This window comes from Pseudomonas sp. NBRC 111138, from assembly GCF_001320835.1.
Classification (GTDB): Bacteria; Pseudomonadota; Gammaproteobacteria; order Pseudomonadales; family Pseudomonadaceae; genus Aquipseudomonas; species Aquipseudomonas paracarnis.
This window is the reverse complement of the sequence record NZ_BCBO01000088.1, coordinates 70,917-91,577: the sequence shown is the minus strand read 5'-3', so window position 1 is coordinate 91,577 and position 20,661 is coordinate 70,917. Positions and strand designations below refer to the sequence as shown.

Genomic DNA, 20,661 nt, shown 5'->3' with positions numbered 1-20,661 from the left:
GCTTTTGGACGCGGAGCGTCCTGGCCTGCATTCCCACGCAGAGCATGGGACCGATCAAGACCGCGCCGCGCCACCGGCCCAGAGCGCTCTTCAATCTGGCGCTTGAGGTCCTGCCGCAACTCCAGCAAAAACGCCAACTCCGCCACCACAAACAACGGCCCCACGATCAGCCCGGACACATCGTCCACAAACGCAGGCTTCCTGCCTTCGTAGTAATGCCCGATGAACTGAATCACCCAGCCCACCACAAACATCCCCACGCCGCTGCTCAGCCACACCGCCGTGCTTTGCGCCGCCAGCACATGCCCGGCCCACACCGACAAGCCCATCAGCATAGTCATCAACACGCCCAGGGCCAGTTCCAGGCGCAGATAAAACCACGCCGAAAACAGCGCCAACAGCACCGCAGGTGATAGCCACAGCCCGCCCACCGACCATTCGGGGCGCGACAGCAGCACGGCCACCGCCACCACAATCAACGGAATACCGATGAAGTGGCTGGCGATGTTGCGTGGGTCGCGGTGGTACGCGGCGTATTGACTGAGGTGGTCGACGAGGCTTTTCATTGTTGTTCCTCCTGTAGGATGTTTGATCATGCCCTGTCAGTCGGTGCCTAACTGTCAACTGGGCGACAATCTTCGGAGTTCGCATGGACACAGGGACATGGCACGCGCAATTGGCTCGCGGTCATTGGTTCAGCCATTTGCCGCCAGACTTGCAGCGTAGCCTGCTGGGGGCGGCGCGGTTGCGTGTGCTGACGGCGGGGCAGTACCTGTTCAAGCGCGGTGACCCGCCGTGCGGCGTGTATGCGGTGCTGGAAGGCACGGTGCGCATCAGTGCGGTCAGTGCTCAGGGCAAGGAAGCGGTGTTGAGCCTGGTGGAAACGCCCTACTGGTTCGGCGAGATCTGCCTGTTCGACAACTTGCCGCGCACCCACGATGCCTTGGCCACGGGTGCTTGCAGGCTGCTGCAGGTGCCGCAGTCGGCGATGCTCGGCATTCTCGAACGGCATCCGCTGTTCTGGCGGGAGATGGCGCTGTTGATGAGCCATAAACTGCGGCTGTCGTTGATCAATATCGAACAGATAAGCCTGATGCCCGCCTCAGAGCGGCTGGCCCATCGGTTGTTGATGATTGCCCAAGGCTACGGCGAAGTGGATCAGGCGCGCCGCGTGCTGCAACTGCCCCAGGAGGATCTGGCGGCGATGCTGGGCCTGTCGCGCCAGACCATCAACAGTCTGCTCAAGGCGCTGGAGCAACAGGGCATTATCGGCTTGAGTTACGGTGCCATCGAGATACGCGACCTCAATGGGCTGCGGTTGGCCGCGGGCCTATGAACCGCGATAGGTAGAGAAACCGTAAGGGCTGAGCAACAGCGGGATGTGGTAGTGCTGGTCGGCCTGCTTGACCTGGAATATCACCGGTACCTCAGGGAAAAACGTCTCGCGGTTAGCCTTCTTGTAGTAATCGCCGGTCTTGAACACCACGCGGTACTCGCCCGGCTGCATGCTGCGGTTGGCCGGGAACAGCTCGGCGATGCGGCCTTGCTGGTTGGTCACACCTTCAGACAGCGACTGCCATTTATCGCCCACATGCTGTTCAAGGGTGACATTGACCCCGGCGCTTGGCAGGCCGTTTTCCAGGTTGAGTACGTGCACGCTCAGGGGGTTGCCGTCGGCCAGGGCCAGGTTGCACAGGCCGCTCAGGCTCAGTGCGGCGAGGGTCATGCTCAAGGTTTTCATCGCGAAGTCCTTTTGAGGGAAGTGGAATCAAGGGGTGATTTTCAGGCCCAGTTGCTCGGCGGCCTGTACGGCGCAGGCTTCATCCTGCGCGGCGCCACCGGCACCGGCGATGCCTAGGGCACCGACCAGTTCGGCGTCGGCAAACAGCGGCACGCCACCGCCGAGCAACAGCAGCTCGGGCAAGCTGTTGAGGTTGGCGGCTTCGGGGTTATTACGCGCCCGTTCGGCAAACAGCCGGGTCGGGGTTTTTGTCGACAGCGCCGTGTACGCCTTGCGTTGGCTGGCGAGGCTGTTGTGCGGGCCGACACCGTCAGCGCGCAGGCCCAGCAACAGGTTGCCACCGCGGTCGAGTACGGTCAGCGCAGCGGTGCAGTGGGCCAGGCTGGCGTCGGCCAGTTGGCGAGCGGTGTGCAGATCCAGCTCGGCATGGCGTGGTAATTGTGGCGCCGCCTGGGCGACGGTGGCCACGGCGAGGCTCAGGAACAAGGCAGTGCGGTACATAGTGAGGGCTCCAGAAAGCAGGCCGTCACGGTAACCAGCGGACGCGGACAAAAGCCGCACAATTGGATGACAGGTTTGTAATCAAACTCAGGGATTTGTGGTGTTTGTACTGGCCTCATCGCAGGCAAGCCAGCTCCCACATGATGTGAACCCCATTCCCCTGTGGGAGCTGGTTTGCCTGCGATGAGGCCCTTCCTACTGCAACCCGTCGCGAAACTGCCCCGGCGTCATCCCCGTCCAGCGCTTGAACGCACGATTGAAACTGCTGGTATCGGCAAACCCCAGCAAGTGGCTGATCTCGGCCAATGAGCACTGCGGGTCGCGCAGGTGCAATAACGCCAGGTTTTGCCGGCACTCATTGAGCAAGGCGTCAAACCGACACCCTTCATCGGCCAGATGCCGCTGCAAGCTGCGCAGGCTCAAATGCAGCGCTTGAGCAATGTGTTCGGCGCTTGGCTCGCCGTCTGGCAATTGCGCCTCGATGGCGGCGCGCACCTTGCGTTCCCAGGTCAGCGGTTGCAGTTGGGCGAGGGTGCGCTTGAGCACGGTTTCGTTGTGTTCGGCCAGCTCCGGGTTGGCGTCGTCCAGATGGCTGTCGAAGTCGCTGGCGGCGAATTCCAGGCGGTCTTCGTCGGCGGCAAACCATACCGGAGCGCGAAGTACCCTGTGCCACGGCTCGGGGTCGGCGGGTTCCGGGCGCCGCAGGTAAACGGCCAACGGCGCATAGTCGCGACCCAGGCGGTTGCGACACGTGCGCACGTAGATCGCCGCAAAGGCATCAATCGCTTCCGGCGCGGGCGCAGGGCTGCCTGGGGGTTGGAGCAGGCGAAAACGGTAGACGTCGCCGTGGCGGCTCAGCTCCAGGTCCAAGGCATCACTGACCACCTGGTGATAGCGCACGATGCGCTCGAACACCTCGCGCAAGCTGCCGCTGGCCACCAATGCGTAACCCAGCGCATGAAAGGTGGTGGGGCTGACAAACCGCGACACCCGCAGCCCAATCGCCGGGTCGCCACTGGCCTGTACCGCCAGCGCCCATAGGCGCGTGGTGGCCGACAACCGGTAGCGGGCGTTGGGGTCGTCCATCTGCTGCGGGTCGAGCCCGGCCTCGGCGCACAGCGCGGCGCTGTCGAGGCCCAGGGCGTCGAGCTGCTTGCGCAGGGCACGGGTCCAGCTGGCGAGGGAAGTGGGTTCGGTCATGGCAATTGGCGCTTGTGGTCAACAGATTGGCGTGCGCGGCTAGCGTCCTGCGCTAGGGTTGGGTGCAGGATGCAGGCATCACTTCACAAGAGAATGGAAGCATGGACGGTACTTCTGCAAGCCCCCAGCCGTTGAACGCACAACAGCGTTCGGCGCATATCCGCGAGGTGGTGATGGCCGAAGGCGTGCGCTTGCGCCAGCGGCACCCCTGGTTGTTGCATCAGGACGCGCTGGGCGCAGGCATCCTGGCCTTTGCCCTGCTGGGCATGTTCGGCTCGGCAGCGCTCTATATCAGCGGTCATATGGCCTGGTGGGTGTGTCTGCTGCTCAATGCCTTCTTCGCCTCGCTCACCCACGAGCTGGAACACGACCTGATCCACAGCATGTACTTTCGCAAGCAACGCGTGCCCCACAACCTGATGATGGGCCTGGTATGGCTGGCGCGGCCAAGCACCATCAACCCATGGATACGCCGGCACCTGCACCTCAACCATCACAAGGTCTCGGGCACCGAAGCCGACATGGAAGAGCGCGCGATCACCAATGGCGAACCCTGGGGCATCGCACGGTTGCTGATGGTGGGGGACAACATGATGTCGGCCTTGATCCGCCTGTTGCGCGCCAAGACCTGGCCGCACAGGTTCAGCATCCTCAAGCGCGTGCTGCTGGTGTACGCACCGCTGGCCTTGCTGCATTGGGGCGCGTGGTACGTCTTCCTGGGCTTTCATGCCGCCAATGGGATTGCCAGTTTGATGGGCGCGCCCATTCAGTGGTCAGCCGGTACCTTGCAGGTGATGCAGGTGATCGATATCGCTGCGGTGGTGATCATCGGCCCGAACGTGTTGCGCACCTTCTGCCTGCACTTTGTCAGCTCCAACATGCATTACTACGGCGATGTGGAACTGGGCAATGTGATGCAGCAAACCCAAGTGCTGAACCCTTGGTGGCTGTGGCCGTTGCAGGCGTTCTGCTTCAACTTCGGCAGCACCCACGGCATCCATCACTTTGTGGTGAAAGAACCGTTCTACATCCGCCAGATGACCGCCAAGGTGGCGCACAAGGTCATGGCCGAGATGGGGGTGCGCTTCAATGATTTGGGCACGTTTGCGCGAGCCAATCGCCTGGAGCCCCAGGAACACCCGCGCACTGAGCTCTCTTTCAGCAAGCAATGAACGCCAATGGCAGGTCGCGGATCTGTTCGCGCACCGGCGGTTGGTAATGGTCGTCGCTGGTTAATTCGTGCAACAGCTCTTCGCGTAGCTGGTGGAATTCAAAACTGCTGCGCTGGCGCGGATGAGGCAGGGCGATCTCGACGACCTGCTTGATTCGCCCCGGACGCGGCTCCATCACCACCACGCGATCGGCGAGGAAAATCGCCTCTTCCACATCGTGGGTCACCAGTACCGTGGTGATCCTGGCGCGGGCACGAATCGCCAGCAGTTCGTCCTGCATCTGCTGGCGCGTCAGTGCATCCAGGGCGCCGAAGGGTTCGTCCAGCAACAGGATGCGCGGGCTGGCCACCAGGCCGCGGGCAATCGCCACCCGTTGCGCCATGCCGCCGGAGAGTTGGTGGGGGTAGGCGCGAGTGAAATCGGTGAGGCCCACCAGTTCGATAAAGTCGCTGATGCGCCGGTTGCGCTCGGCCTCGTTCAGGGGCTCGTTGACCAGGCCCAGGCCGATGTTTTGCGCCACGGTCAGCCACGGGAACAGGCGGTGCTCCTGGAACACAATGCCGCGCTCGCCGCCGATCCCGCTGACGGCTTTGCCATCGACCTGGATCTCGCCGCGAAACTGCGTATCCAAGCCCACCAGCAAGCGCAGCAGTGTGGATTTCCCGCATCCACTGGAGCCGACAATCGCAACAAATTCCCCTTCGGCCACCTCCAGGTTGAATTCATGGATGGCTTCCAGTTCGAAGCCATCGACGTCGAAGGACTTACCCACGTGGTTGAAGCTGACAATCGGTGCGTTCATGCGTGTCTCCAGCGGGTGGCACGGGTTTCGATGCGTTGGCCGATCAGGTTCAGAGCGGCGCCGGTGAGGCCGACCAGCAGCATGCCGCTCATGATCAAATCCATGCGCAGCAACTGTTGGGCGCCGATCATCAGGCTGCCGATGCCGCCATCTGAGGGCATGAAATATTCGGCGCCGAGGGTGCCCATCCAGGCGTAGATCAGGCTCAGGCGCAGGCCGGCGAAAATCCCCGACGCGGCGCCCGGCAGTACCATGCGGCGCAAGCGTTGCCAGAGGTTCAGGCGCAGCACCTGCGCGGCTTCGCGCAGCTGGGGCGACAAGTTGAGCACGCTGCGCTGGGTGGCAATAAACAACGGGAAGAAGGCGGCGAGGGCGATAAACACCCACTTGGCCAGTTCACCCAGGCCGAACCAGGCGGTGAGCAGCGGCACCCAGGCGAAAATCGCGATCTGGCGCAGCGCGGACAAAGTGGGGCCAAGTAGCCGCTCACTGCGCCGCGACAGCCCCAGCCACAGGCCCATGGCAAAGCCCAGGCTACCGCCCAGCAGCAACCCGCCCAGGGCCCGGCCAAGGCTTTTGCCCAGCGCCGTAGTCAGGCTGCCATCCAGCACGCCCGCCACGCTGGTTTGCAGCACCGCCCAGGGGCTGACCAGAATGTTTGGATCGACCCAATCCTGCTGAGTCGCTACTTGCCATAACGCCAATAGCAGCAGCGGCAACAGCCAGGGTTGCAAGCGCTGCCAGCCTTCGTAGCGTGGCCCGCGTCGAATCTGCGCAGTGGCCGGATGGGGCCAGTGCACCCACTTGCGGTCCAGCCAGCCGATGCCGCGGTCCATCACCACACCCAGCACGCCAATGACCACGATGCACACGAAGACGATATCGAGCATGAACAACTGGCGCGCCCACACCATCAGGTAACCGATGCCTTCGCTGGAGGCCAGCAGCTCCACGGCCAGCAGGGAGGTCCAGCCCGCCGCCAGGGCCAGGCGTACACCGGCCATGAACGCAGGCAGTGCGGCGGGCAGGACCAGACGGCGGATCAGCAAGTGGCCAGGCAGGCGCAGTACACGGGCGGCTTCGCGCAGATTGGGCTGGGCGTCGCGAACGCCTACCAGGGTATGCAGGGTCACGGGCACCACGATGGCCTTGACCAGCACCACCAGCTTGAGGGTTTCGCCAATGCCGAAAAACACCATGAACAGCGGGATCCAGGCGAGGGTCGGCACTTGCGCCAGCGCGCTGAACGTCGGGAACACCAAGCGCTCGGCGCGCTCACTGAAACCCAGGAACGCGCCCAGTATCGCGCCGGCACTGACACCGGCCAGCAGGCCCCAGAACAAGCGCTGCAAGCTGATGGCCAGATGGCTCCATAACTCGCCGCCGGCCAATTCCACCGCGCTGCTCCACACCAGGGCGGGAGTGGGCAGAATCTGCTCGCTCATCCAATGATTGCGGCTGGCCAGCCACCATAAGGCAAACAGCGTGAGCGGCAGCAGCCACGGCAATAAACGCTGGCCCAGCTGCGGCCAGCGCGGCGCGATGCCTTTGGGCGGGGCCGCCAGCGGCAGGCTCAGAAGTGAAATTCGGGCCATGGAAGACCTCCGAATGCGTTATGTGATTTCGATCTTACAAAACCGTGATCAAGATGATTGTGAGATAAGAAAAGTCATTTAAAGCCTCACGCCGCCACGCATCCAATGCATTCGAAGAATATTTTCGATGCTGTTTATGCATATGCCTCTGGAGGCTGCGGGTTAACTTGCATATTTCTAAAAGCTATTAAATTGTGAATTTATAGTATTTAAAGTTTTGTTCAGTCTGTGCCTACTTTTTGCTCCCCAGGCGACCGTCGCCCACCAGGAGCTGCGCTTATGAAACTGCCCTTTAAACGTCTGATCAGCCTGTTCGCCGGCACCGCCCTGGCCGGGTTGGTGCATGCCGCCGACCTCAAGGAAATCCGCATCGCGGTGCCCGACCTCAGTGCCGGCAGCCAGCACAGCGGCGGTGGCATCACCGACGTGTTGCGTGAACAGCAGATCTTTGAAAAAGCCTTTGCCGACCAAAGCATCAAGATCCAATGGAATTACTTCAAGGGCGCCGGCCCGGTGATCAATGAAGCGTTCGCCAACGGCCAGGTGGACCTGGCCTATCTGGGCGACCTGGCAGCGATCATCGGCCGCTCCAATGGCCTTGACACGCGGCTGCTCAGCGCCTCTGCACGGGGAGTGAAACACTACCTCGGCGTGGTGCCGGGCTCCGGCATCAAGACCCTGCAAGACCTCAAGGGCAAGCGCGTGGCGGTGTTCCGTGGCACGGCCAGCCAGTTGTCGTTCGACAGCGCTTTGGCCAGCCAGGGCTTGAGCGAGAAGGACCTTAAGGTGATCAACCTGGACTTCAACGCGGCCGCTGCCGCCCTGGCGGCCAAGCAGATTGACGCCACCTGGGGCGGGTCCACCCTGACGGCGTTGCAGGCCAAAGGTTTGGCAGAAATACCGCTGACCACCAAAGACCTGGGCGATGCCGGCAGCATCCAGGCCGTGCTGGTGGGCAGCGCCAAGTTTGTCGATGAACATCCCGATGCGGTGGCCAAGCTGCTCAAGGCCCAGCAGCAAGCGGTGCAGTGGTTGACCGATGACAACAACAAACAGGCGTACATAGCGCTGGTATCAGGGCTGGCCAGTTACCCCCCGGTGATCCTCACCAATGATTTGAAAGACCAGAAACTCAGCGAAGTTTTCCCCTCCACACTCGACCCGGTGTTCCTTGGAAAATTGCAGGATGCGGTGGACCTGGCGTCCAGGGAGAAGTTGATTCGCAAGTCGTTTCAGGTGAGTGATTGGGTGGCGCCTGGGTTGGTGGCGGCGGGGCTCTGAGCTTGTCGGTGCCTGGGCTATCGCTATCGCAGGCAAGCCAGCTCCCACACTTGAACGTGTTCACCGCTCAATGTGGGAGCTGGCTTGCCTGCGATGAGGCCCTTCAAACCGCCACACTGACCTGCTGGCTATCCACCTCCACCAACATCTCGATCATCGCCTTCGCCGCCGGCGACAACCGCGACCCCGTGCGGCTGACGATCCCGCAGCGTGCGCTCAGGGTATCCATGTGCTGCGGCAAGTTGCGCCAGTGCAGCAGCACCAGCGCCCCCCTGGCAATGTCCTCGGCAAAGGCTTCTTCAGTGCCGACGCCGATGGCATTGGTTTGCAGCACGATGCTCACCAGTGCCGGGAAGTGCTCGGTCTGGATACTCGGGGAGAAATCCATACGCCCACTCAGGTTCGCCAGCAGTTTGCGAATGCCTTGGGAGATCAGCGGCGCCGCCAGCGGGTAGTCGAACATATCGTTGGTGGACAGGCTGTCCTTGGCCAGCAAGGGATGCCCAGGGCGGCAGAAAAACACTCCGCGTTTGGGGGTGAGTGCGCGGGTCTGGAAATTCGGGTCGGCTTCGAACTGGCGGATGTCGGCGATAAAGAATTCGATCTCTTCACGGCTCAGGCGGCGGCTGAGGGTTTCCCAGTTATCCACCTGAAACGTGGTGCGGATTTTCGGGTGGGCGTTGATAAACCGCGCCACCGCATCCGGCACCAGTTTCACTGCTGGCGCCGGGCCGCAGCCGAAGCGCAGGTCACCGGCGTCGAGCTTGGTCATGCGCGTCACTTCACTGCTCAGCAGCGCTGCGCCATGCACCAGGCTCAGGGCGTGCTGCAACACCACCTGGCCTTCCGGCGTGGGGCGCAAGTCCTTGTGGCCACGGTCTACCAACACGCAACCGAACTCCTGTTCCAGCCCCTGGATGCTGCGGCTGAACGCTGGTTGGGTGATGCCCATGGCGTCCGCGGCACGCACGAAACTGCGGTGTTCGTTGAGGGCGATGAAGTAGCGCAGTTGGCGAAGATCCATATGCTTTCCCGGCATTTTAAAAATAGGTCGAAGGCATTTGCGACCGAGCAAGCTGAGGTTTTAAATGCAAGCTCTTATTCCGTCAACGAAGTATTCATTCATTTGCTAGACCTAAATTGCATATGGATAGAGCGTTGCTGGAAGCGTCCCCCCACCGTTTCGCAGGCACATGAGGGTCATCACAATGAGCAACGCCGCATTAGCCGTTCAACCCATCGCCCAACCACTTGATATTCACCCGGTAGCCGGGCGGATCGGCGCCGAAATCCGTGGCATCAAACTGTCCGGTGAGCTGGATGCCGCCACCGTCGAGGCCATCCAGCAGGCGCTGGTGCAGTACAAGGTGATCTTCTTCCGCGAACAGACCCATCTCGATGACCAGAGCCAGGAAGCCTTTGCTCACCTGCTCGGCGAGCCGATCGCCCACCCCACCGTACCGGTACGAGACGGCACGCGGTTCCTGATGGAGTTGGATGGCACCCGTGGCCAGCGCGCCAATTCCTGGCACACCGACGTGACGTTCGTCGATGCCTACCCTAAGGCCTCGATCCTGCGTTCGGTGCTGGCGCCTGTGTCCGGCGGCGACACCGTATGGGCCAACACAGCCGCTGCCTACAACGACCTCAGTGTGGAACTGCGCGCACTGGCTGATCACCTGTGGGCGGTGCACAGCAACGAATACGACTACGCCGCACGCAAGCCGGATGTGGCGGTGGAGAAGCTGGAGGAATACCGCAAAGTATTCACTTCCACGGTGTATGAAACCGAACACCCGGTGGTGCGCGTGCATCCGGTCAGCGGTGAGAAAACCCTGCTGTTGGGGCACTTCGTCAAACGCCTGAAAGGCTACTCCCAGGCAGAGTCGGCGCAGTTGTTCAACCTGCTGCAAGGCCATGTCACCCGCCTGGAAAACACCGTGCGCTGGCGCTGGAACACCGGTGACGTGGCGATCTGGGATAACCGCGCCACCCAGCATTACGCGGTGGACGACTACGGCACCCAGGAGCGCATCGTACGCCGGGTTACGCTCAAGGGGGATGTGCCGGTGGGGGTGCAGGGGCAAACAAGCAAAACCACTAAAGGTCTTTAAGCCGGGTGAGGATTAAAAATGTGGGAGCGGGCTTGCTCCCACATTTGGATTTGTGATGTTTACCAGACTCCGATCTTCACCACTTTCTCTGCCTCTGGCTCACCATAACGAAACCATTGCCCGCGCACCTCAACCTCCGTGTGGCTGATGGTGGTGCGCCGCTTCAACCCGCGCAGCCAGTCGAACAGATAACCCAGGTGCGTCTCGCGTACCTCGGCATAGGCGGGATCGCTGCCCAGGTCGTGCAGTTCTTGCGGGTCGTTTTCCAGGTCGAACAGTTGCGGGCGAAAGCCGTCGTAGGCCAGGTACTTCCAGCGCTCGCTGCGCACCATGGTCATGCGGCAACGGTCGATGGGTTGCTCCAGGCGCTCACGAGCGGGAGCCTGGAAGGCGTAGTCGTATTCGGCAATGGCATAGCGGCGCCAGGTGGGTTGTGCGCCCTGCAGCAATGGAATCAATGAGCGGCCTTCCAGGCGATGGTCGGCGGCGGGCAAGCCCAAGGCGTCGAGGAAGGTGGGCAAGGCGTCGATGGTTTCCACCAGACGCTCATCCACGGTGCCGCGGCTGACATCGGCGCTGGCACGTGGGTCGCGCACGATCAGCGGTACACCCACCGCAGGCTCCAGCAAGAATTCTTTTTCACCGAGGAAATGATCGCCCAGGAAGTCGCCGTGGTCGCTGGTAAACACGATCAGCGTGTCGTCCCAGCGGCCAGCGCTTTGCAGAAAGTCGAACAGCCGCCCGAGTTGATCGTCAATCTGTTTGATCAGGCCCATGTAGGTCGGAATCACCGTGAGGCGCACCTCGTCACGGGAGAAATTCTGGCTCTCCTGGTGTTGGCGAAATGCCTGGTACACCGGGTGATCGCTGGTGTGGTCAGGTTGAATCGGCGCTTGCACATGCTCGGTTCCGTACAGCGCGTGATACGGCGCCGGCGCGATGTAGGGCCAGTGCGGCTTGATATACGACAGGTGCAGGCACCAGGGCTGTTCACCTTGTTCGTCGATAAAGTCGATGGCGCGGTCGGTGGTGTAGACGGTCTCCGAATGTTCTTCGGCCACCCGTGCGGGTTTGCCGGCGTTGCGCATATGCCAGCCGCTGAGCACTTCGCCGTTCTCACCTTCGGCGGCGTTGGCCCATTCGTGCCAAGGGTTGCTGCCGTGGTAGCCGTGATCACGCAAGTATTGGGTGTAGGGCGCGGACTCGCGCTTATCCTCGAACAGCGGGCTGTCGGGGTAGATGCCGTCGTGACGCAGATACGCGTCGAAGCCGACCTCATTGAGTGGCTCGGCCTGGGCACTGTCGGGGTCTATCTGCAGGCGCTGCAAGGCCTCAATATTCGGCGTGGCGTGGGTCTTGCCCACCAGGGCGGTGCGGATGCCGTGGGGGCGCAGGTAGTCGCCGATCGTCAGCTCTTCGAGCGGCAGCGGCACTGCATTCCACGCCACCTGATGGCTGCTGACATAGCGCCCGGTGTAGGCCGACATGCGCGACGGGCCGCAGATGGTGCCTTGTGTATAGGCCCGACTGAAACGCACGCCAGCGGCGGCCAGGCGGTCGATATTCGGCGTGTGCAGATGGGCATGGCCGTAGCAGGACAGGTAGTCGCGGCGCAGTTGGTCGCACATGATGTAGAGCACGTTGCGCAGGGGTTTGGGGTCAGACATAGGAATTTACCGAACGGAGGACAGGTGGGTTTTTTCGCCGTTCGAGGGGCGCTCTGGCAAGTGCATTTGGGGACTGGGTTCTATGCATTGAGTGCATGGGTGTGGCTGCTGGCGTCATCGCAGGCAAGCCAGCTCCCACAGTTGAAATGCATTTCCCTGTGGGAGCTGGCTTGCCTGCGATGACGGCCTGACAGCAGATACATATCTACCTGCCACCCCGCGATCAAATGGTGGGAGCAGGCTTACCCGGCGAAGGACCTGATGTGAGCGGCCAATCCTGCCAGCGCTTTATCATCTGCCCTGGCAGCGTCATGGGAGGAGACATAGCCTTCATAACGCTCAAAATATTTGTCCTGGGACGAACTGATTTTTTTGAAGGCGCTATCTTCCCCGGTCCCGTGCATCGGGAATAATTTGGCGTGCAGATGATCGACGCCATAACCCTCCAGAATCATGCCCGTTCTAGCCACACCTTTTAGCGCTTTGTCCAAAAGCTTCGCCGTCTTCTTGGCTGCGATGACCAAGTCACATAGCACGGTGTCCGGTTCGGCAAACGCATAGCTGCCGTGATGGGTTTTGGGGATAACCACACTGAACCCCGGCGTATTGGGAAATATGGAGAGAAAGGCCATGTGGGTCTGGTCTTCCCACAGGAGGTGGGAGGGTGCAGTACCGCGGGCAATGCTGCAAAAGATACAGTCCATCAAATGCGCTTCCTCGTGCGGGTCAAAAGGTTATAGACCCTCTTGTAGGTGATCTTTGTTATCTAATGATGACTTCACTGACGTTGCGGGCCGCTGTTCACCGCTTGGTCAGACCGCAATATTTTCCAACGCATAAGCATCCTCGTCTCTCTCATCAATCTCCTTGATTTGCTCAATCATCGCCTGCGCCAGCGGCGACAACCGATACCCTGCACGGCTGACGATCCCGTAGCGGGTGTAGCGCTCCTCCAGGTTTTCGTCCAATCCCTCAATCTGCAAACACACCAGTTCGCCGCGGGCCATGTGCAGCACGTCGCTGTTGGCGCTGACGATGCCGATGGCGTCCGAGCGCAGCACCACGCCCATCAAGCTATAGCCGTTTTCGCATTCCACATTGGGCTGGTAATCCGGCCGGCCGCTGAGGTCGACGATGACTTTGCGCAGGTTCGGCGGGCGGATGGTCACTGCCAGGGGGTAGCTCATCAGCTCGGCGGCGCTGACGCTGTTGCGCACGGTCAGGGGGTGCCCGGCGCGGCAGCAGAAGTGCCAACGGCGCGGGCGCAGGCGGTGGGTGTGGTAGTCGGGGTTGGCTTCGAAGTGGCGGGTGTCGGCGACGAAGAATTCGAACTCTTCGCTGAGCAGACGCTTGCCCAGGCTTTGCCAGTCATCCACCTGGAACTGCACGCGGGCCTTGGGGTAGCGCCCGATAAAACTGCCAATGGCACGTGGTACTAACCCAGCTGCCGGCGCGGGGCCGCAACCGAAGCGCAGTTCACCGGCTTCCAGGCCGTTGAACTGGCTGATTTCGTTGGCCAGTTGTTGTGCGCCACTGACCAGGCGGCGTGCATGTTCGAGCAGCACCAGGCCTTGTTTGGTGGGGGCCAGGTCTTTGCGTCCACGGTCCACCAGTTGGCAACCGACACTGTGTTCCAGGGCCTGGATGCTGCGGCTGAACGCCGACTGCGACAGGTTCACCGCTGCGGCTGCCGCGACGAAACTGCGCTGTTCGGCGAGGGCGATGAAGTGGCGAAGCTGGCGCAGATCGATATGCATTTTTCACATCAAAAATATCCGGGAAATGCATTGGCTATGCATTACGTCGACTCCTTATAAAGGCTATCTCTTATGCAGTAAATGTTCGTAAAAACATAAATAAATAACCTTTAGGAATATAAGGCGACGAGTATTCCGGGGTTTTGGAGCCGCTTATGAGTTTGTTCAAGTCCTTGCCCCTGGCTGTTCTAGTGGCCGGTAGCAGCAGTTGGTCGCCGGCCCAGGCCGCTGAAACACCCGCGCCTGCCGGCAAGGGCGAAAGCGCCAGTGGCCAACTGGAAACTGTCACGGTCACTGCCCGGCGGCGTACCGAAAGTGCCCAGGCCGTGCCGACGCCCATGAGCGTGGTCGGTGGCCAGGCCCTGGAAACCCAGCGGGTGTACCGCATCCAGGATTTGCAGCAACTGGTGCCCAGCGTCAACGTCGCCTATATGCATGCGCGCCAGTCCAGCGTGTCGATCCGCGGCCTGGGCAACAACCCGGCCAGCGATGGCCTGGAAGGCAGCGTGGGGCTGTATATCGACAACGTCTACCTCGGGCGCCCGGGCATGGCGGTGTTCGACCTGATGGACATTGAGCAGCTTGAAGTTTTGCGCGGCCCCCAGGGCACGTTGTTCGGCAAGAACACCACTGCCGGGGTCATCAACATCAGCACCCGCGCACCGAGCTTTACCCCGGAGCGCAGCATCGAAACCTCCTTGGGCGAGGACGGTTATTTCCAGACCAAGGGCACGATTTCCGGCCCCCTGACCGATGACCTGGCAGGGCGTTTCTCGGCCTATCGCACCCGCAGCGACGGCGACATCAAGAATGAACACGATGGCCATGATCTGAACGGCGGTTCACGCCAGGGCTTTCGCGGGCAACTGCTGTACAAGCCCAACGAAGCGTTCAACCTGCGCTGGATCGGCGACTACAACGAAGAAGACTCCAGCGCCGGCACCCGCGTGCTGTACAGCACCGGGCCGACCATCAATGGCACCAACCTGTATCAATCCCGGGCCAACGCGGCAGGCGCCACCCTGGTGGACGGCACCCATCGCAAGGTCAACCTGGACAACGACCAGCACGTCACGGTGTTCCAGGGCGGTACCTCGCTGGAAGCCAATTGGACGCTGCCCAGCGACTTCACCCTGACCTCGGTGAGTGCTTACCGCTGGTGGAATTTCACCCCGCGCAACGATGATGGCCTCAACGTACCGGCGTCGTATAACGCTGGGGTTTCGGTGGAAGATAAGCAGTGGTCCCAGGAATTCCGCTTGGCGTCGCCCAGCGGTGGTTTCTTCGATTACGTGCTCGGCGCCTACTACTTCGGCTCCGACCTGGATAACAAATCCTTTGCCTACTACGGGCCCAAGGCCGATATCTGGAACGGCACGCCCGCCGGTGCGTTGAGCAATGTGAGCAGTGTGGGCAACGGGCATATCCGCACCGACAGTTTCGCGCTGTTCGCCCAAGGCACCTGGCACCTGACCGAGCGCCTGGATTTCACCGCCGGTGTACGCGGCACCTACGAAGAAAAAAGCGCCTGGGTCACGCGCAATGCGCCCTTCGGTGGCGCGGCGGTCAGCGGGGCCGCCGCCATGGCGCGGCGTGGGCGTACCGGGGCCTATGACTCGGGCGACCTGTCGCAATACAGCGCCACGCCGTCGGGGCTGCTCAATCTCAGTTATCACTTCAATGAAAACCTGCTGGGCTACGCGACACTGTCCCATGGCGAGAAGTCCGGCGGTGTGAACCTGGCGGTGGGGTCTGCGCCGACGGCCGGTGCCGACTCGTTGCTGATCGGCACCGAGCGCGCCAACAACGCCGAGCTAGGCTTCAAGAGCACGTTGTGGGACCGCCGCCTGCAGCTCAATGCCAACCTGTTCTGGACCCAGGTCAACGGCTACCAGACCAACGCCTACGACCAGGACAACCGCGTTCAGTACCTGACCAACGCCGGCTCGGTACGCTCGCGGGGGGTGGAGGTGGAAAGCACCCTGGTGCCGATCAAGGGCCTGACCCTGAACATCAACGGTTCCTTCAATGACGTGACGTACCTGTCTTACAAGGATGCGCCATGCCCGCCGGAAACCAGCCTGCGTCCCGGTGCGCCGGCGTCCTGCGACTTGAGCGGCCACCAAGTGGTGGGCGCGTCCAAGTGGATTGCCAACGCCAACGGCGAGTACAAGTGGAACCTGGCGAACGGCTTCGAACCCTACGTCACCGCCAGCTACGCGTTCCGTTCCAAGGCGGTGGGCACCGTGGAAGATTCCGACTACGGGCAGATCCCGGCGTATGCGGTGGTCAACCTGTCTACCGGTTTGCGCGGCGACTATGACCAGGGGCAGTGGGATGTGTCGCTGTGGCTGAAAAACGCTTTCGACAAAACCTACTACACCACCCTGTGGACCGGTGGTAACGGCGGTTACGAGGGCCTGCTGGGCACGCCGCGCACCCTAGGCGTGACTGGGCGCTACGACTTCTAGGTCGGTGCGATAGGTGGCCGGGCTGAACACCCGCGTCACCAGCAGCATCGCCACCACCGTCACCGTCAGCACCACCCATGCACTGACAAAGTTGCCGGTAAGCTCGCGCAGCCAGCCGGTCAGCCACGGCGAAATCGCATTGATCAAAAAGCCTACGCCTTGCACGAACGCCGCCAGTTGCCCGGCTTGGCGTGGGTCGCGATGGTGGTCGAGGGTCAGCAGCAGGCTCAGGGCAAAGCACGCCCCTAACCCGAAGCCGCACAAGGCCACCCACAGGTGGGGATATTCCTGCGGCGCAATGATCAGGCCGAGGTAGCCGATGGTTTGGGCCAGCAGGCTGATGCTGAGCAATGGGCGGCGGTCGATACCGCGTTGCGCCAGCACCGGCATCAGCAGGGCGGCCGCCACCTGAAAAATCGTCATGAATGCCAGCAACGACCCGCTGGGCAGCACGCCCCAGCCCAGTTGCTGATAGTAGGCCGGCAGCCACGCGACCATGCTCATGTAGCCGCAATTGACCAGGCCGAAATACAGCGCCAGCAGCCAGGCGCGGCGGTTGCGCAACCCTTTGAACGCAGGCGCCTGCAGTGGATTGCGCGCGGCGCCCAGCGGTAGCCAGGCCCACAGCAGCAATGCCCCCAGCGCCGGCAATAACCACACACCCAGGCCTGCCTGCCATTGCTGGAAATGCGTGGCTATCACCGGGCTGAGCAGCGCCGCCAGCCCACCGCCGGCCATCAGCGACGCCGAGTACACCCCCATCGCTACGGGCACACGGTGATGGAATTCACGCTTGATCATTGCCGGCACCAGCGCCTGGATCAGCGCAACACCCGCACCGCCAAGCAGCGCGGTAACCAGCAGTGCCGAGGCTTCGCCTATCAACCAGCGCGCCAGGCACGCCAGCAGAATCATCAACAAGCCCAGGGCGATGCCGCGACGCTCGCCCAAGCGAGCCTCCACGCGCACGCCCACCAGTGCCACCAACCCCATGCAGATCACCGGCAGGCTGGTGAGCAGGGCACTGCTCTGAAAGCTCAGGCCGGTGGCCTGGCGAATCTCGCCGAGCAGTGGGCTGATGGAACTGAGGATCGGGCGCAGGTTCAGGCCGAGCACCACCAGCAGGCCCCAGCCGGCGAGGGATTTATTCAGGGTCATGCAGGGTTTTCCACTGGTGATACAGCGCAGTCATTGCGGTATCGGGCAGGTGCTGAATGGGCAGGCGTTGCGCGTCGATGGGCAAGCCAACCTGTTGGCTGATGGCTGCGGTCGACAGGCCGTAAGGCTCGGCCATTTCGTTGCTGGCGGCAAACACTACGCGTTCTACACCGCACAGGTACATGGCGCTCAGGCACATCGGGCAAGGCTGGCCGCTGGCGTAGATCACGCACCCTTCCAGGCGTGCACCCAGCTGCCGGCTCGCTGCGCGAATTGCCAGCAGCTCGGCGTGGGCGGTGGGGTCCTGGGTCAGGTGGATCTCATTCACGGCTTCCACCAACACCTCATCGTTGCGCGTCAGCACCGCGCCGAAGGGGCGGCCACCTTGGGCGACGTTGGCATGGGCCAAAGCGATAGCGCGTTGCAGGTGTGGTTGATCGTTGGTCATACAAGGCCCCGGGGTGCGATGAAAGGTGAAGTATGGTCAGCCAGCAAGGTATGCTGAAATTAAATATAAACATGCCAATCAGTGGCAAACGCAATGGTGATGACGTTGTTCGATCCCGTGTTGTTGCGCAGCTTTGTCGCCGTGGTGGACTGCGGCAATTTCACCCGGGCGGCCGAGCGCCTGCATTTGACTCAATCCACCGTCAGCCAGCAGATCCGCCGCCTGGAAGACGCAGTGGCCTGTCAGTTATTGGACCGCGATCAGCGCCGGGTAGTGGCCACCGCCGAGGGTGAGCGTCTGCTCGCGTATGCGCGCCGTATTCTCGCGTTGCACGAAGAAGCCGCCGACGTGCTGATCAACCAGCAAAGCGACGGTGTGTTGCGCCTCGGCGTGCCGGAGGATTTCGCCGCCGAGCGCCTGATGCCGCTGCTTTCGGCGTTTGTGGTGGCGTACCCACGGGTGCGGCTGGAAGTCACCAGCGGTCTGGGCCCCGAATTGCAGCGCCAGTACCGGGGCGGTGAGTTCGATGTGTTGCTGGTCAAGCAGATGGGCGACAGCGACGACTGTGTGGCGTCGTGGCCGGAGCCCTTGTATTGGGTCGACAGCCTGAGCACCCCGGCCCTGGGCCGCGACCCGCTGCCGCTGGTGGCTTTCCCCGTAGGTGGCCTGTATCGCAACGACATGCTGCACCATCTGGAACGGGCCGGCTGGCGTTGGCGCATCGGCTATTCCAGCGCCAGCCTGGCCAGTGTGTGCTCGGCGGTGGCGGCAGGCTTGGGCATCAGTTTATTGCCAGAACGGGTGTTACAACCGGGCCATCGCATACTCGGCCCAGAGAGTGGCTTGCCACCTGTTCATGGCGTGCGGTTGGCCCTGTATGGCCGCAGTGGTTTGGGCGCAGCGGGCCAGAGTTTGTTGGACGAGTTACTGGCGTTGTGCAGTGGGAACCCGCACTGAGCCCATACCTTTGACGAATATTTTGTATGCCTTAAAGGCATTGAAAAACAACGGCTTGAAGCCAGGCCACGGACCACGTGGCTTTGGTGTGATCGGCTGTTTTATTTATGCGTTTTTGTTCTATATATAACTTTAAAGATTACTTTAAGAGATAAGTGTCTGGCACCGATGATTCAGCCCTCGACGGGCCTTCACGCTGGCCCGTCGGTTTTTCAAAACCGCAGGGAGTGAATCAATGGGCAAAGTCCAGACCGCCGCCAGTGCATCTGAGGCGCAGTGGCGCCAGGCACCGAGTGGTGAGTTGGTCGACCTTGGCCGGCCGCATCGCGCGCCGTTGGGGCAATTGCGCTTGCAGAAGACCCCGAAGCGTTTTTCCAGCCGCCGCGAAGGGGTTTTGCTCGGGTTGCTGGTGTTGGCGCTGCACGGTGCAGTGATCTATTGGGTGAGCCAGAAACCCACGCCGGTGCTGCCGATTGTGCCGCCGGAAATTCCACCGATAACCATCGAATTTTCCCAGCCGGCGCCGCCGGTGGTTGAGCCGCCACCGCCTGTACCGCCACCACCGCCTCCGCCTGTGGTCGAGCCCCCGCCGCCGCTGGTGGATGAGTTGGCGGCCAAGCCGGCGCCGCCCAAACCCATTGCGAAACCCAAGCCCAAGCCCGTGCCTAAACCTGAGCCCAAGCCGGCCCCCAAGGCCGTCGAGCAGCCACCTGCACCACCGACGCCAGCGCCACCTGCACCGCCCGCACCTGCGGCGCCAGCGCCGGTGACGCCTGCTTCGGCCAACGCCGCGTACCTGAAAAACCCGGCGCCGGAATACCCGTCACTGGCTCAGCGTCGCGGTTGGGAAGGCACGGTGTTGCTGCGGGTGCAGGTGCTGGCCAGCGGTAAACCGGGTGAGATCCAGGTGCAAAAAAGCAGTGGTCGCCAGCAGTTGGATGACGCGGCATTGGCGGCGGTGAAGCGCTGGAGTTTCGTGCCTGCCAAGCAGGGCGATGTGGCCCTGAACGGCTGGGTGAGCGTGCCCATCGATTTCAAGATTCATTAATTATTCAGCGGCGCAGAGGGAAAACATCATGGCATTGGCATCTCCACTTGAATCCATCGAAAGCACGGTGATCTGGCTGCTGGTGGCCTTTTCGGTCGCCACTTGGGGCCTGGCCTTGCTCAAGGGCGTGCAGTTCGGTCGCCTCAAGGCCCAGGATCGCAAGTTTCACAAACAGTTCTGGGCGGCATCGAGCCTCGACTCGGCCGCCGAACTCGCCGAAACCCAGCCTGGCGCCGCCGCCCGTGTAGCCCAGGCCGGTTATGCCGCGATCCAGGTGGGCGATACCACCCACGCTGCGGATTTGAGCCAGGCGATCAATCACCAGGACCGCCTCGAACGCGCTCTGCGCCAGCAAATTGTGCGTGAGCGCCGCTCCCTGGAAACCGGTCTGGCTGTAGTCGCCAGTATCGGCAGCACCTCGCCGTTTATCGGCCTGTTTGGCACCGTGTGGGGGATCATGGAAGCGCTGAAGGGGATCAGTGCTGCCGGGTCCGCCAGCCTGGAAACCGTGGCCGGGCCCATCGGCGCGGCACTGGTGGCGACCGGCGTGGGGATCGCCGTCGCGGTGCCTGCGGTGCTGGTCTACAACTACTTTTTGCGCCGCCTGAAGCTGACGGCGGCAGACCTGGATGACTTTGCCCACGACTTCTACAGCCTGGCGCAGAAAAACGCGTTCCGCGTGCTGCTGCACCCGGCGCTGACCAAGGCCGGCGCCGGTAGCCCGCAGAAAGTGAAGGAGGCGTCCTGAC

20 protein-coding genes are annotated in these 20,661 nt (G+C 62.0%); 8 read left to right on the top strand and 12 right to left on the bottom strand.

Features of this window, described 5'->3' with window-relative positions:
• On the bottom strand, nt 1–566 hold a 566-nt coding region (locus tag APH41_RS17470; protein ID WP_233453616.1), incomplete at its 3' end, for a DUF962 domain-containing protein.
• Nucleotides 567–649: 83 nt separating this feature from the next.
• On the opposite strand from APH41_RS17470, the gene APH41_RS17465 reads away from it, so the two are divergent.
• On the top strand, nt 650–1,336 hold the full coding sequence (locus tag APH41_RS17465) for a Crp/Fnr family transcriptional regulator (protein ID WP_054920347.1): 687 nt from the start codon (nt 650–652) through the stop codon (nt 1,334–1,336).
• Here the strand turns inward: APH41_RS17465 and uraH are convergent.
• From uraH to APH41_RS17450, 3 genes are all read right to left on the bottom strand, one after another.
• A complete protein-coding gene (gene uraH / locus APH41_RS17460; RefSeq protein WP_014716425.1) occupies nt 1,331–1,741 on the bottom strand; it encodes a hydroxyisourate hydrolase in 411 nt (136 codons plus the stop codon). The genes APH41_RS17465 and uraH overlap by 6 nt on opposite strands.
• Before the next feature lie 27 nt (nt 1,742–1,768).
• The gene (locus APH41_RS17455; RefSeq protein WP_034125453.1) at nt 1,769–2,242 is read right to left on the bottom strand and encodes a heme-binding protein; all 474 of its coding nucleotides are present in this window, start codon (nt 2,240–2,242) and stop codon (nt 1,769–1,771) included.
• Between the two features lie 195 nt (nt 2,243–2,437).
• Entirely contained in the window at nt 2,438–3,442 is a 1,005-nt protein-coding gene (locus tag APH41_RS17450; protein WP_054920345.1) for an AraC family transcriptional regulator, read from the bottom strand.
• Between the two features lie 101 nt (nt 3,443–3,543).
• On the opposite strand from APH41_RS17450, the gene APH41_RS17445 reads away from it, so the two are divergent.
• On the top strand, nt 3,544–4,614 hold the full coding sequence (locus APH41_RS17445; protein ID WP_054920343.1) for a fatty acid desaturase: 1,071 nt from the start codon (nt 3,544–3,546) through the stop codon (nt 4,612–4,614).
• On the opposite strand, the gene APH41_RS17440 is transcribed toward APH41_RS17445, so the two are convergent.
• Both APH41_RS17440 and APH41_RS17435 read right to left on the bottom strand, forming a co-directional pair.
• Entirely contained in the window at nt 4,601–5,416 is an 816-nt protein-coding gene (locus tag APH41_RS17440) for an ABC transporter ATP-binding protein (RefSeq protein ID WP_054920341.1), read from the bottom strand. The genes APH41_RS17445 and APH41_RS17440 overlap by 14 nt on opposite strands.
• Complete coding sequence (locus APH41_RS17435) at nt 5,413–7,011, bottom strand: ABC transporter permease (RefSeq protein ID WP_054920340.1); 1,599 nt, start codon at nt 7,009–7,011, stop codon at nt 5,413–5,415. Before APH41_RS17435 ends, APH41_RS17440 begins: the two co-directional genes overlap by 4 nt.
• A 279-nt stretch (nt 7,012–7,290) precedes the next feature.
• Between APH41_RS17435 and APH41_RS17430 the strand changes: the two genes are divergently transcribed.
• The gene (locus APH41_RS17430) at nt 7,291–8,292 is read left to right on the top strand and encodes an ABC transporter substrate-binding protein (RefSeq protein ID WP_054920337.1); all 1,002 of its coding nucleotides are present in this window, start codon (nt 7,291–7,293) and stop codon (nt 8,290–8,292) included.
• 103 nt (nt 8,293–8,395) lie between these two features.
• Here the strand turns inward: APH41_RS17430 and APH41_RS17425 are convergent, their stop codons facing one another.
• Nucleotides 8,396–9,316, bottom strand: coding sequence for a LysR family transcriptional regulator (locus APH41_RS17425; RefSeq protein WP_054896683.1), 921 nt, complete (start codon nt 9,314–9,316; stop codon nt 8,396–8,398).
• A 184-nt stretch (nt 9,317–9,500) separates the two neighbouring features.
• On the opposite strand from APH41_RS17425, the gene APH41_RS17420 reads away from it, so the two are divergent.
• The gene (locus APH41_RS17420) at nt 9,501–10,406 is read left to right on the top strand and encodes a TauD/TfdA family dioxygenase (RefSeq protein WP_054920335.1); all 906 of its coding nucleotides are present in this window, start codon (nt 9,501–9,503) and stop codon (nt 10,404–10,406) included.
• A 59-nt stretch (nt 10,407–10,465) separates the two neighbouring features.
• On the opposite strand, the gene APH41_RS17415 is transcribed toward APH41_RS17420, so the two are convergent.
• From APH41_RS17415 to APH41_RS17405, 3 genes are all read right to left on the bottom strand, one after another.
• Nucleotides 10,466–12,073, bottom strand: a complete 1,608-nt coding sequence (locus APH41_RS17415; protein ID WP_054920333.1) for an alkaline phosphatase family protein — start codon at nt 12,071–12,073, stop codon at nt 10,466–10,468.
• A gap of 242 nt (nt 12,074–12,315) precedes the next feature.
• On the bottom strand, nt 12,316–12,777 hold the full coding sequence (locus APH41_RS17410; RefSeq protein ID WP_054920331.1) for an HIT family protein: 462 nt from the start codon (nt 12,775–12,777) through the stop codon (nt 12,316–12,318).
• Nucleotides 12,778–12,885: 108 nt separating this feature from the next.
• The gene (locus APH41_RS17405; RefSeq protein ID WP_054920329.1) at nt 12,886–13,830 is read right to left on the bottom strand and encodes a LysR family transcriptional regulator; all 945 of its coding nucleotides are present in this window, start codon (nt 13,828–13,830) and stop codon (nt 12,886–12,888) included.
• A 155-nt stretch (nt 13,831–13,985) separates the two neighbouring features.
• Here APH41_RS17405 and APH41_RS17400 point away from each other — a divergent pair, with 155 nt between their 5' ends.
• Nucleotides 13,986–16,301: a TonB-dependent receptor gene (locus APH41_RS17400; protein ID WP_054920328.1), complete on the top strand. Its 2,316-nt coding sequence runs from the start codon at nt 13,986–13,988 to the stop codon at nt 16,299–16,301.
• Here APH41_RS17400 and APH41_RS17395 read toward each other — a convergent pair.
• Nucleotides 16,272–17,459: a CynX/NimT family MFS transporter gene (locus APH41_RS17395; RefSeq protein WP_054920326.1), complete on the bottom strand. Its 1,188-nt coding sequence runs from the start codon at nt 17,457–17,459 to the stop codon at nt 16,272–16,274. The genes APH41_RS17400 and APH41_RS17395 overlap by 30 nt on opposite strands.
• Nucleotides 17,446–17,907 carry a nucleoside deaminase gene (locus APH41_RS17390; RefSeq protein ID WP_054920323.1) on the bottom strand — a complete coding sequence of 154 codons (462 nt, stop codon included), beginning with the start codon at nt 17,905–17,907 and terminating at the stop codon, nt 17,446–17,448. Before APH41_RS17390 ends, APH41_RS17395 begins: the two co-directional genes overlap by 14 nt.
• 105 nt (nt 17,908–18,012) lie before the next feature.
• On the opposite strand from APH41_RS17390, the gene APH41_RS17385 reads away from it, so the two are divergent.
• The 3 genes from APH41_RS17385 to APH41_RS17375 all read left to right on the top strand — a co-directional run bounded on the left by APH41_RS17385 (nt 18,013) and on the right by APH41_RS17375 (nt 20,660).
• Nucleotides 18,013–18,864 carry a LysR family transcriptional regulator gene (locus tag APH41_RS17385; RefSeq protein ID WP_054920352.1) on the top strand — a complete coding sequence of 284 codons (852 nt, stop codon included), beginning with the start codon at nt 18,013–18,015 and terminating at the stop codon, nt 18,862–18,864.
• 235 nt (nt 18,865–19,099) lie between these two features.
• Nucleotides 19,100–19,912, top strand: a complete 813-nt coding sequence (locus APH41_RS17380; RefSeq protein ID WP_054920321.1) for an energy transducer TonB — start codon at nt 19,100–19,102, stop codon at nt 19,910–19,912.
• A 25-nt stretch (nt 19,913–19,937) separates the two neighbouring features.
• Nucleotides 19,938–20,660: a MotA/TolQ/ExbB proton channel family protein gene (locus APH41_RS17375; RefSeq protein WP_087149534.1), complete on the top strand. Its 723-nt coding sequence runs from the start codon at nt 19,938–19,940 to the stop codon at nt 20,658–20,660.
• The last annotated feature ends 1 nt before the right edge of the window (nt 20,661 follow it).